Genomic DNA, 12,621 nt, shown 5'->3' on the forward strand with positions numbered 1-12,621 from the left:
GAGCGGCTTCAGCCGCGATCACCCGCGAAGCGGGTGCCACACACCGTGGTGCCTGCATCGCGGCTGAAGCCGCTCCTACAAAGGGCGCGACGGCCAGGACCGGCTACGCTGAAGGCACCCTGCCATCAACCTGCGCAGGGGGACTCGGCACGGACAGGGAGGGACACCATGGCACAGGCGCTGCTGGTCAAGATTCGGGGGAGCTTGAGCGACGGACACAGACAGGGGCTGGCCGCCGCAGTCGGCGCGCCGGACATGGAAGCGATCCTGACGATCCCCGCCCAACCTGGTATCGCCGGCGTGGCGGCCACGCAGGGTTCGACCTGGTACCGTGCCCCCTTGCCGCCCACGACCAACTCCTGGGACGCCGCCCATGCCATGCTGGCCCACGGGGCGGGTTTTGCCGCCACCGGGACCACGCCAATCGAGTTCGTCGAACCGGACATCGAGCAAGCCTGGCTCACCGAGTCGCCGGCACCCGCGACCGCGCTGGCCGCAGCGGCCTGCACCTTTCATCCCCAGGACAAGTCAGGCCAGAAGGCCGTGGTAAAGGATGACAACCAATGGCACCTTGACGACCGATTCACGCAGCTGGGCGCTGCGCGGGGCAAGGTCGCCAAGGACCAGCAGCAGGCCATCCGGATCGCGCACCTGGACACCGGCTACGACCCGAACCACGCTTCCCTGCCCCTGAACCTCGACAAACAGAACCAACGCAACTTTCGCGACCGTGATCACCCCAACGACGCGACTGATCGCACACCGGATGGCTGGACGGCCGTGCGCAACCAGGGCCATGGCCATGCCACGCTGAGCCTCCTGGCCGGCAACGAAATCAACAACCCCGCCATCGCGCAGGGCTTTTCCGGCTTCGTCGGCGGCGCGCCACACGCCACCGTCATCCCCATCCGCATCGCCGACTGGGTCGTGCGCTTCTCGACCAGCAGCATGGTCCAGGGCTTCCAGTACGCGGTGCAACAGAAGGTGCACATCCTGTCGATGAGCATGGGCGGCCTGTCCTCCCGCGCCCTCGCCGATGCGGTCAACCTGGCCTACGAGCACGGCGTGTTCATGGTCACCGCAGCAGGCAACAACTACGCCTGGGCACCGACACCCGGCTCGATCGTGTTCCCCGCCCGCTTCAAGCGCGTACTTGCGGCCTGCGGGGTGATGGCCAACGGGCGCGCCTACACCGGACTCAGCCCGGGCACCATGCAAGGCAACTATGGGCCGGCATCGAAGATGCAGACGGCAATGGGCGCCTTCACCCCCAACGTGCCGTGGGCCGAGTTCGGCTGCGGCAACCTGGTCAGCATGGACGGCGCGGGCACCTCCTCGGCCACGCCACAGCTGGCAGCCGCCGCCGCGCTATGGATGGCCAGCCATCAAACGGAACTGGCCACGTACCCGGAGCCGTGGATGCGCGTCGAGGCAACACGCGCGGCCCTGTTTGGATCGGCCTTGCGCACCACCGGCGCCATGGACGCGGAAGAAACCCTCGAGAAGATCGGACGGGGCGTGCTGCAGGCAAACGCGGCCCTTGGCATTGCGCCACCGGCAAAGGACGTGCTCGTGAAGACCTCACCGGCAGAGCCCAGCTGGAGCTGGCTCAACCTGATCACCGGTGCTGGCGGCGTCTCGCTTGCCCCGGGCCAGGCATCGGCGGTCGAGCAGATGCTGGCGCTCGAACTGACGCAAATGGCGCAGCGCCATCGCGCAGTGGACGAGGCGCTACCCGACGGTGACATCGGCACTGACATGCCAGCGGCCTTGCTCAATCGCTACCTCGAGGCGGCACTTGATTCCGGCAGTCCTTCAGCGCCTCTGAAAGCCTTCCTTGAAAGGCACCTTGGCCGGCCCCAAGGCGTCCCAGCCACGGGCCCCGTCACGGTAGCCGAGGGCCCACGCATCGCACGCAAGACCAAGCAACTCCCCACCCCGCCACGGCGCCTGCGCGTCTATGCGCTTGACCCGTCCATCGCCAAGCAGCTGGACTCCGTCGAGATCAACGAGACCGTCATCAACGTCCCCTGGGAAAAACTCGAACCAGGACCGGTTGGCGAGTACCTCGAGATCGTCGACATCGACCCCGCCTCCGACCGCCTCTACGACCCGGTGGACCTGAACGAGCCGAAGCTGCTGGCCCAGGATGGCTGGCCGCCCTCCGAAGGCAACCCGGCTTTCCACCAGCAGATGGTCTACGCCGTGGCGATGAAGACCATCAGGAATTTCGAGGAAGCCTTGGGCCGGCGTGTGCTCTGGGCTTCGCGCAAGGTCGCGGGCACCGGCGGGCAGGGCCAGCCGCACTACGAGTACCACAGCGTGCGCAGGCTGCGGATCTACCCCCACGCACTGCGCACCGAAAACGCCTACTACAGCCCCGACAAGGTGGCGCTGCTGTTCGGCTACTTCCAGTCCACCTCGACGGCGACCGCCGCCACCCCTGGCGGCAGCATGGTGTTTGCCTGCCTGTCCAGCGACATCATCGCCCATGAGATGTCCCACGCCCTGCTCGACGGTCTGCATCGCAGCTTCCAGGATGCCTCCAACCCAGACGTGCCGGCGTTTCACGAAGCCTTCGCCGATATCGTCGCGCTGTTCCAGCACTTCTCGATCCCCGAGCTGGTGCGTTTCCAGGTGCGCCAGGCCCGTGGCCGGCTGGATGCGGCGAAACTGCTGGGCTCCCTGGCCCAGCAGTTCGGCGAAGGAACCCACCGTGGCGGGCCCCTGCGCGACTACCTCGCCAAAGGCGACAAGCCCAGCTACCCCGACGAGCTGGAGGTGCACGCACGAGGCTCGATCCTCGTCTCGGCGGTCTATGAAGCGTTCCTCAGCATCGTCGACCGCCGCACGGCGGACCTTGTCCGTATCGCCACCAACGGCAGCGGGCTACTGCCCAGGGGCGCCCTGCTCCCCGATCTGGTCGAGCGCCTCACCGAAGAAACCTGCAAGACCGCCCGGCATGTGCTGCGCATCTGCATCCGCGCGCTGGATTATTGCCCCGCCGTCGACATCACCTTCGGCGAGTACCTGCGCGCACTGATCACCGCCGATATCGATTTGGTGGCCGTCGACCGGTTCCACTACCGCGTCGCCTTCATGGACGCGTTCCGCAAGCGCAACCTGCTGCCAGCGGACGTGCGCACGGTCTCGGAAGAGTCACTGGCCTGGGGAACACTGGTCGATACGCGACCGAAGTGGCTGAAAACGCTGGTCAAGGACCTCGACTTTGGCTGGGACCTCAAGCTCGATCGGGAAGCGATCCACAGGCTTAACGAAACCAACAGCAAGACACTGTGGGAACGCCTCTCCCGGCTTCTCAAGCGCCACCCCGAACTGTACCCGGCCTTCGGCCTGCTTCCCGACGTGCCGAAGTACACCGAGGACGGAGAGATCGCGGAGCCGGCGAGCCCCGGCCGGACCAACTTCTCGGTCTCCAGCGTGCGCCCCGCACGGCGTGTCGCCCCGGATGGCAGCTTTTTCACCGAGGTGGTGGCGACAATCATGCAGCGCCGCCGCGTGCCGGTGGACCCGAGTGACCCGCAAGGGCCACAAATGTGGTTCCGCGGTGGCGTGACGCTGATCATCGACCCAAGCAAGAACCACTGTGAGATCCACTACGCCATCGTCAAGAACTGCGGCAGCGAGAGCCGCCTCGCCCGGCAGCGGCAGAGCGCCTCGGGCGGCGGCTTCGGTGCGTTGCAGTCCCTCTATTTCGCGAACACCCCGAGCGAGCCGTTCGCGCTTCTGCACACCCACAACGGGGAGTTCGGCCATGCCCACTGACCAGCCAGGCTTCACCATCCGCCACTACTGCCAGGGCATTGGCGACTGCCACCTGCTGCGCTTCGACACAGCGGGTGGCGGCGACTTCTGGATGCTCATCGACTGCGGGATCCACACCGCCATCAAGGGCGGCTCGCAGATCATCGACGACATCGTCGAAGACCTCTATCAGCGGACCAAAGGCAAGATCGACGTGTTGGTGCTGACCCACGAGCACACCGACCACATCAGTGCCTTCCGCGAATCCTCGAACCGTTTTTCGCGCTTCAGCATCGGCGAGGTGTGGATGGCTTGGACCGAATCCCCCAGCGATCCCCAGGCCCAGCAGCTGGACAGGTTCAAGCAGCAGGCCCTGAGTGCCCTGTCCGGCGCCAGCCGTCAGTTGCATGGCGCGAACGCGGCAGGCACCGCAGCGTTTCGCGACGGCCTCGACCAGCTCCTGGCCTTCAGCTTCGGCGCCCAGGGCGAGACGGTGCGCGCCATGCGCGATGCCGCCGCCAAGCTGGGCAAGGCGGGCGTCAGGTACCTCGAGCCCACGCTCGCCCCCCTCGACATGCCCGGCGTACCCGCAGTCCGGGTGTATGTCCTGGCCCCCTCGCGAAACGCCGATTACCTCGACATCATCGACCGTGTCGGTGAGCGCTACCCGATGGCCAACAGCCTGCAAGGCCTGCGCACCGCCGAATCGCTCACGAATGCGTTCCGCGCGGCGGCATCGGGCAGCGGCTTCACTGACCCGACAGCACCCTTCGACGCCAGCCAGGGCACCCCGCTGAGCGAACTGACGCGCCCAGGCAAGACGTTCGCGGCAGACCCCATCGGCCGTTTCGCCTACGCGCACTACTACGGCCCAAGCGACCACTCCGACCTGCTGGACACGGGCAAATCCGCAAAGACAGTCGACGCGAGCGCGACCGACCAGGCCTGGCGTCGGATCGACTTCGACTGGCTTGGTGGCGCGGGCACGCTGGCGATGCAACTCGACAACAAGATCAACAACACCAGCCTGGTCCTCGCCTTCGAAATAGTGGCGACCGGGCGTGTCGTCCTGTTCGCCGCCGACGCGCAGATCGGCAACTGGCTGAGCTGGCAGGATGCAACCTGGAAGATGCCCGACGGCACCACCGTGACCGGCCCAGATCTGTTGAAGCGGACGGTCTACTACAAGGTGGGTCACCATGGCAGCGAGAACGCGACGGCCAAGGCCAAGGGGCTCGAGTTGATGATCAGTGAGGACTTGACGGCCTTCATCCCTACCAACGCGGAGGATGCCGGGAAAGTGCGTTGGGGCCGGATGCCATTCCCTTCGCTGCTGGCGGCCCTCGATACCCAGTGCCACCAACGCGTCGTACGCGCCGACGATGCGCAACTGTTGAAAGGAACAGCTTCCTTCCAGGCACCGTCCGGCTCGATCAAGGCACTTCGGGTGGGCAGTGTCGGCAAGGGAAACGACCAGCGTCGCACGTGGATCGAGTTCGACGTGGCCTAGCCCGTATCGAATTCAATCCACCGTAATCAAATCATTCCACATGAATTCGGAAGCGTCTGCGCAAGGGTTTGATCCTCCAGCGCTTTCGAATCGCTAGCCATGTGTATCGATTTCGTTCCATGCAGACGGATCGTATTTCCAATAAACAAATTAAATATTTGATTTATAAGGATATTTATAGTCTGGCCGCATTATTGCTAAGGGAATCCCAACCTTAAGAGCGTGGCCCAACCACGCCCAACGCCCCTGCTTCCCGAGGAATTCCCATGAGCGAGTTGCGTTTCACCGAAGATCACGAATGGCTGCGCGTCGAAGCTGACGGCAGCGTCACCGTAGGCATCACCGCCTACGCCCAGAACGCCCTCGGCGACGTGGTCTATGTGCAACTGCCGGAACTGCAGCAGTACGACAAGGGCGCCGAAGCCTCCACCGTGGAATCGGTAAAAGCCGCCAGCGGCGTGTACATGCCGCTGACCGGTGAAGTGGTCGCCGTCAACGATGGCCTGAACGACAGCCCCGAGCTAGTCAACGAAGACCCGCTGGGCGAAGGCTGGTTCTTCCGTTTCATCCCCGCCGACATGAGCGAAGTAAGCGCCCTGCTCGACCAGGACGCCTACGACCGCCTGCTCAAAGCCAACGACGACGCCTGAGGTACCGCACCATGACCATCAACCTCGGCACCGCCAACGAATTCATCGCCCGTCACATCGGCCCGCGAGCCGCTGACGAGCAAGCCATGCTCAACGCGCTGGGCTTCGACTCGCTGGAAGCGATGACCGCCGCCGTCATCCCCGACAGCATCAAGGGCACCAGCGTGCTCGGCAGCGAAGACGGCCAGAGCGAGGCCGACGCCCTCGCCGCGCTGAAAGCCATCGCCGGCAAGAACCAGCTGTTCAAGAGCTACATCGGCCAGGGTTACTACAACACCCACACGCCGGCGCCGATCCTGCGCAACCTCCTGGAAAACCCGGCCTGGTACACCGCCTACACCCCCTACCAGCCCGAGATCTCCCAAGGCCGCCTGGAAGCGCTGCTGAACTTCCAGACCCTGATCAGCGACCTCACCGGCCTGCCGATCGCCAACGCCTCGCTGCTTGACGAAGCCACCGCCGCCGCCGAAGCCATGACCTTCTGCAAGCGCCTGTCGAAGAACAAGGCCAGCCACGCCTTCTTCGCCTCCGTGCACTGCCACCCGCAGACTCTCGACGTGCTGCGCACCCGCGCCGAACCGCTGGGTATCGAGGTAGTGGTGGGCGACGAGCGTGAACTGGGCGACGTCAGCGCCTACTTCGGCGCCCTGCTGCAATACCCGGCCAGCAACGGCGACGTGTTCGACTACCGCGAGGTGGTGCAGCGCTTCCACGGCGCCGGCGCCCTGGTGGCCGTGGCCGCCGACCTGCTGGCCCTGACCCTGCTCACTCCGCCAGGCGAATTCGACGCCGACGTGGCCATCGGCAGCGCCCAGCGCTTCGGTGTGCCGCTGGGCTTCGGTGGCCCGCACGCGGCCTACTTCGCCACCCGCGACGCGTTCAAGCGCGACATGCCGGGCCGCCTGGTCGGTGTGTCGATCGACCGCTTCGGCAAGAGTGCCCTGCGCCTGGCCATGCAGACCCGCGAGCAGCACATCCGCCGCGAGAAGGCCACCAGCAACATCTGCACCGCCCAGGTGCTGCTGGCCAACATCGCCAGCATGTACGCCGTGTACCACGGCCCGGCCGGCCTCAAGCGCATCGCCGAGCGCACCCACGCGCTGACTGCCATCCTGGCCACCGGCCTGACCAAGCTGGGCATGAAAGTGGTCACCGGTGAGTTCTTCGATACCCTGACCCTGGCCACCGGCGACGCCACTGGCGCCCTGCACGACAAGGCCCGCGCCCAGGGCATCAACCTGCGCCAGGTCGACGCCGCCCACCTGGGCCTGTCGCTGGACGAGACCAGCAGCCAGGCCGATGTCGAGGCCCTGTGGCAGCTGTTCGCCGACGGCCAGGCCACCCCGGACTTCACCGCCCTGGCCGCGAGCGTCGCCGTGCGCCTGCCGGCCGCCCTGCTGCGCCAGTCGGCCATCCTCGAACATCCGGTATTCAACCGCTACCACAGCGAAACCGAGCTGATGCGCTACCTGCGCCGCCTGGCCGACAAGGACCTGGCGCTGGACCGCACCATGATCCCGCTGGGTTCGTGCACCATGAAGCTCAACGCCGCCAGCGAGATGATCCCGGTGACCTGGGCCGAGTTCGGTAACCTGCACCCATTCGCCCCGGCCGAGCAGAGCCAGGGCTACCTGCAGATGACCACCGAGCTGGAAGCCATGCTCTGCGCCGCCACCGGCTATGACGCCGTGTCGCTGCAGCCCAACGCCGGCTCCCAGGGCGAGTACGCAGGCCTCTTGGCGATCCGTGCCTACCACCGCAGCCGCGGCGACAGCCACCGCGACATCTGCCTGATCCCGTCCTCGGCCCACGGCACCAACCCCGCCACCGCGCACATGGCCGGCATGCGCGTGGTGGTCACCGCCTGCGACGCCCGCGGCAACGTCGACATCGACGACCTGCGCGCCAAGGCCATCGAACACCGTGAGCGCCTGGCGGCGATCATGATCACCTACCCGTCGACCCACGGCGTGTTCGAGGAAGCCATCGGCGAGATCTGCGCGATCATCCACGACAACGGCGGCCAGGTGTACATCGATGGCGCCAACATGAACGCCATGGTCGGCCTGTGCGCCCCGGGCAAGTTCGGCGGCGACGTCTCGCACCTGAACCTGCACAAGACCTTCTGCATCCCCCACGGCGGTGGCGGCCCGGGCGTCGGCCCGATCGGCGTCAAGTCGCACCTGGCGCCGTTCCTGCCTGGCCACGCCGCGCTGGAAAACACCCAGGGCGCGGTCTGTGCCGCACCGTTCGGCAGCGCCAGCATCCTGCCGATCACCTGGATGTACATTCGCATGATGGGTGGCGCGGGTTTGAAACGCGCCTCGCAGATGGCGATCCTCAACGCCAACTACATCGCCCGCCGCCTGGAAGAGCACTATCCTGTGCTGTACACCGGTGGCAACGGCCTGGTGGCGCATGAGTGCATCCTCGACCTGCGCCCGCTCAAGGACACCAGCGGCATCAGCGTCGACGACGTGGCCAAGCGCCTGATCGACTTCGGCTTCCACGCCCCGACCATGTCCTTCCCGGTGGCCGGCACGCTGATGATCGAACCGACCGAAAGCGAGTCCAAAGAAGAACTGGACCGCTTCTGCGACGCGATGATCCAGATCCGCGAAGAGATTCGCGCCGTCGAGAATGGCAGCCTGGACAAGGACGACAACCCGCTGAAGAACGCCCCGCACACCGCGGCGGAGCTGGCCGGCGAGTGGGCCCATGGCTACAGCCGCGAGCAGGCGGTCTACCCGCTGCCAAGCCTGGTGGAAGGCAAGTACTGGCCACCGGTGGGCCGGGTCGACAACGTGTACGGCGACCGCAACCTGGTGTGCGCCTGCCCGTCGATCGAGAGCTATCAGGACGTCTGAGGCGGTCTTGGGAAAGCTGGGGCCGCTGTGCGGCCCTTTCCGACCGGTCCGACGCCTCGGCAAGGCCGCTCCCACAGGGACGACGCCGCTCTTGTGGGAGCGGCCTTGCGTCGCGATGGGCTGCGCAGCAGCCCCAAAATCGTCAGGAGTACCACATGTCCCTGAGCGTCTTCGACCTGTTCAAGATCGGCATCGGCCCCTCCAGCTCGCACACGGTCGGCCCGATGCGCGCCGCCGCGCGCTTCGCCGAAGGGCTGCGCCGTGACGGCCTGCTGGCCAGCACGGTCAGCGTCAAGGCCGAGCTGTACGGCTCGCTGGGCGCCACCGGCAAGGGCCACGGCAGCGACAAGGCCGTGCTGCTGGGCCTCGAAGGCGAACACCCCGATACCGTCGACACCGAGTCCATCCCCGCCCGCCTGCAGGCGATCCGCGACAGCGGCCACCTGCGCCTGCTCGGCGAGCACGACATCGTCTTCGTCGAGAAGCAGCACCTGGCGATGATCCGCAAGCCGCTGGACTACCACCCCAACGGCATGATCTTCCGCGCCTTCGACCAGGCCGGGCTGCAGATCCGCAGCCGCGAGTACTACTCGGTGGGCGGCGGCTTCGTGGTCGACGAGGACGCGGCGGGCCATGACCGCATCGTCGAGGACAGCACCGTGCTGCCCTACCCGTTCAAGACCGGCAAGGAACTGCTCGGCCATTGCACCGCGCAGCACCTGTCGTTCAGCCAGGTGATGCTGGCCAACGAAGCCGCCTGGCGCCCGGAAGCCGAGACCCGTGCCGGCCTGCTGCGCATCTGGCAGGTGATGCAGGACTGCGTCGAGGCCGGCTGCCGCCACGAGGGCATCCTGCCCGGCGGGCTCAAGGTCAAGCGCCGGGCGCCGGCGCTCTATCGCCAGCTCAGCCGCCATCCGGAGGCGAGCCTGCGCGATGCGCTGTCGGTGCTCGACTGGGTCAACCTCTATGCCCTGGCGGTGAACGAGGAAAACGCCTACGGCGGCCGCGTGGTCACCGCGCCGACCAACGGCGCGGCCGGCATCGTCCCGGCGGTGCTGCACTACTACATGCGCTTCGTCCCCGGCGCCAGCGAAGACGGCGTGGTGCGCTTCCTGCTCACGGCGGCGGCCATCGGCATCCTCTACAAGGAAAACGCCTCGATCTCCGGCGCCGAGGTCGGCTGCCAGGGTGAGGTGGGCGTGGCCTGTTCGATGGCCGCCGGTGCCCTGTGCGAAGTGATGGGCGGTACCCCGCAGCAGGTGGAGAACGCCGCCGAGATCGGCATGGAACACAACCTGGGCCTGACCTGCGACCCCATCGGCGGGCTGGTCCAGGTGCCTTGCATCGAGCGCAACGCCATGGGCTCGGTGAAAGCGATCAACGCGGTGCGCATGGCCCTGCGCGGCGACGGGCAGCACTACGTCTCCCTCGACAAGGTCATCCGCACCATGCGCCAGACCGGCGCCGACATGAAAAGCAAATACAAGGAGACCGCCCGCGGCGGTCTGGCCGTCAACATCATCGAATGTTGACCCGAATAAAAAACGAGGAGTCACCGATGTCCGAAACACTGCACAAGACCCCGCTGCACGCCCTGCACCTGGAACTGGGCGCGCGCATGGTGCCGTTCGCCGGCTACGACATGCCCGTGCAGTACCCGCTGGGCGTGCTCAAGGAGCACTTGCACACCCGCGAGCAGGCCGGCCTGTTCGATGTCTCGCACATGGGCCAGATCATCCTGCGCGGCAACGATGCCGCCCGCGCCCTGGAGACGCTGGTACCGGTCGATATCGTCGACCTGCCGGTGGGCATGCAGCGCTATGCCATGTTCACCAACCCGCAGGGCGGCATCCTCGACGACCTGATGGTCGCCAACCTGGGTGACGACACCCTGTTCCTGGTGGTCAACGCCGCCTGCAAAGAGCAGGACCTGGCGCACCTGCGCAAGCATATCGGTGATCGCTGCGAGATCCAGCCGCTGTTCGAAGCGCGCGCCCTGCTCGCCCTGCAAGGCCCGGCGGCAGTCAAGGTGCTGGAACGCCTGGCCCCGGAAGTGGCCGGCATGACCTTCATGCAGTTCCGCCCGATCACCCTGCTGGGCAACGACTGCTTCGTCAGCCGCTCAGGCTACACCGGCGAGGACGGCTACGAGATCTCGGTGCCGGCCGCCGCCGCCGAAGCCCTGGCCCGCCGCCTGCTGGCCGAGCCTGAAGTCCAGCCGATCGGCCTGGGCGCCCGCGACTCGCTGCGCCTGGAGGCCGGCTTGTGCCTGTACGGCCACGACATGGACACCACCACCACCCCGATCGAAGCCAGCCTGTTGTGGGCCATCTCCAAGGTTCGCCGCGCCGATGGCACGCGCGCTGGCGGCTTCCCTGGCGCCGACACCGTGTTCGCCCAGCAACAGGCTGGCGTGGCACGCAAGCGGGTCGGCCTGCTGCCCCAGGAACGCACGCCTGTGCGTGAGGGCGCGCAGATCGTCGACCAAGCGGGCAAGGTGGTCGGCGAAGTGTGCAGCGGCGGCTTCGGCCCGACGCTCGGCGCCCCGGTGGCCATGGCTTATGTCGATAGCGAACATGCCGCACTGGATACCGAGCTGTTTGCCTTGGTCCGTGGCAAGCAAGTAGCCCTGAAAGTCAGCAAAATGCCTTTCGTGGCACAGCGTTACTACCGTGGCTGAATGAGTGTTTTGGACAGGTCCGACATATTCGTTTTCGAACCTGTCCAATAACTTCTGAACATAGCGCCAGGCCAGGCGCCACGCCGTTTCCGACAAATCGTTCGGTTATCGGGAAAAGCCTGATTTTCACCCGCCGGAAGGGCTTGTTTTTCGCTCAGGAGTTGGCGTAGAGTCACTGCACTGTGTTTGCATGGGTCGCAACAGTTCGTGACCTGGGCCAGTAGCCGCAATCCGCTACAACCCGTTCGACGTCTCTTACTTTCCTGCAACCCAGCCCAGTAATCTTTCACTTACAAAAGCGTGAAAGAAACTGTCATCAAAATTCAAGTTTCATAGGAAATAAGACAATGGCTGAGCGTCAGAACGGTACCGTCAAGTGGTTCAATGACGAGAAAGGTTACGGCTTCATCACCCCAGAGAGCGGTCCGGATCTGTTCGTCCACTTCCGCGCTATCCAAGGCAACGGCTTCAAGAGCCTGAAAGAAGGCCAGAAAGTGACCTTCGTTGCTGTGCAAGGCCAAAAGGGCATGCAAGCCGACGAAGTCATTCCTCAGTGATCTGACTTCCACAAAAAAGCCCCTGTGTTGACCCACAGGGGCTTTTTTGTGCGCGCAATTCCCTAGAATGGGCCTTTGCCATCTGGAGCCGTCCTGCATGTCCAAGCCTCTGCTCAACCCTCAGGGTGACTTCCCACCGGTCGGCCTGGGCCGGCGCCTGGCCGCCATGTTCTATGACTTCCTGCTGTGCACCGCCCTGCTGATCGTCACCGCCGGGGCTTACAAGATGATCCAGATGGCGATCATCGGCGAAGCGCGCATGCGCGAGCTCACCGAAGCGGGCGCGCTGGATGGCGACCCATTGCTGTCGACGATCCTGCTGTTCGCCCTGTTCGGCTTCTTCGCCAAGTTCTGGACCCACGGCGGCCAGACCCTGGGCATGCAGGTGTGGGGCGTGCGCGTGCAAAATGCCGACGGCAGCGCCATCAGCCTGTGGCAGGCGCTGCTGCGCTTCGTGGTGTCGATCGCCTCGTGGCTGTGCCTGGGGCTGGGGTTCTTCTGGTCGATGATCGACAAGCGCCAGCGCAGCTGGCATGACATCTATTCCGAGACACAGTTGGTACGCCTGCCCAAGCGCAAGAAATAGTGGCCA

General features: G+C 65.6%; 8 protein-coding genes. All 8 read left to right on the top strand.

The genetic code is table 11. The annotated features are described in order from the left end of the window. Window positions 1–168: 168 nt before the first annotated feature. The 8 genes from PSEEN_RS20530 to PSEEN_RS20565 all read left to right on the top strand — a co-directional run bounded on the left by PSEEN_RS20530 (window position 169) and on the right by PSEEN_RS20565 (window position 12,615). Window positions 169–3,786: a S8 family serine peptidase gene (locus tag PSEEN_RS20530; RefSeq protein ID WP_011535487.1), complete on the top strand. Its 3,618-nt coding sequence runs from the start codon at window positions 169–171 to the stop codon at window positions 3,784–3,786. Beyond that, complete coding sequence (locus PSEEN_RS20535; protein WP_011535488.1) at window positions 3,776–5,275, top strand: MBL fold metallo-hydrolase; 1,500 nt, start codon at window positions 3,776–3,778, stop codon at window positions 5,273–5,275. Before PSEEN_RS20530 ends, PSEEN_RS20535 begins: the two co-directional genes overlap by 11 nt. A 266-nt stretch (window positions 5,276–5,541) precedes the next feature. After that, window positions 5,542–5,925 carry a glycine cleavage system protein GcvH gene (gcvH, locus tag PSEEN_RS20540; RefSeq protein WP_011535489.1) on the top strand — a complete coding sequence of 128 codons (384 nt, stop codon included), beginning with the start codon at window positions 5,542–5,544 and terminating at the stop codon, window positions 5,923–5,925. Window positions 5,926–5,936: 11 nt separating this feature from the next. Then, window positions 5,937–8,792: an aminomethyl-transferring glycine dehydrogenase gene (gene gcvP / locus PSEEN_RS20545; RefSeq protein ID WP_011535490.1), complete on the top strand. Its 2,856-nt coding sequence runs from the start codon at window positions 5,937–5,939 to the stop codon at window positions 8,790–8,792. Window positions 8,793–8,947: 155 nt separating this feature from the next. Next, window positions 8,948–10,324: an L-serine ammonia-lyase gene (locus PSEEN_RS20550; protein ID WP_011535491.1), complete on the top strand. Its 1,377-nt coding sequence runs from the start codon at window positions 8,948–8,950 to the stop codon at window positions 10,322–10,324. A 26-nt stretch (window positions 10,325–10,350) separates the two neighbouring features. Then, complete coding sequence (gcvT, locus tag PSEEN_RS20555; protein WP_011535492.1) at window positions 10,351–11,472, top strand: glycine cleavage system aminomethyltransferase GcvT; 1,122 nt, start codon at window positions 10,351–10,353, stop codon at window positions 11,470–11,472. A gap of 347 nt (window positions 11,473–11,819) precedes the next feature. Continuing rightward, complete coding sequence (locus PSEEN_RS20560; RefSeq protein ID WP_011535493.1) at window positions 11,820–12,029, top strand: cold-shock protein; 210 nt, start codon at window positions 11,820–11,822, stop codon at window positions 12,027–12,029. Window positions 12,030–12,126: 97 nt separating this feature from the next. Further along, entirely contained in the window at window positions 12,127–12,615 is a 489-nt protein-coding gene (locus PSEEN_RS20565; RefSeq protein ID WP_011535494.1) for an RDD family protein, read from the top strand. Window positions 12,616–12,621 lie beyond the last annotated feature (6 nt).

Source organism: Pseudomonas entomophila L48, assembly GCF_000026105.1.
GTDB lineage: Bacteria > Pseudomonadota > Gammaproteobacteria > Pseudomonadales > Pseudomonadaceae > Aquipseudomonas > Aquipseudomonas entomophila.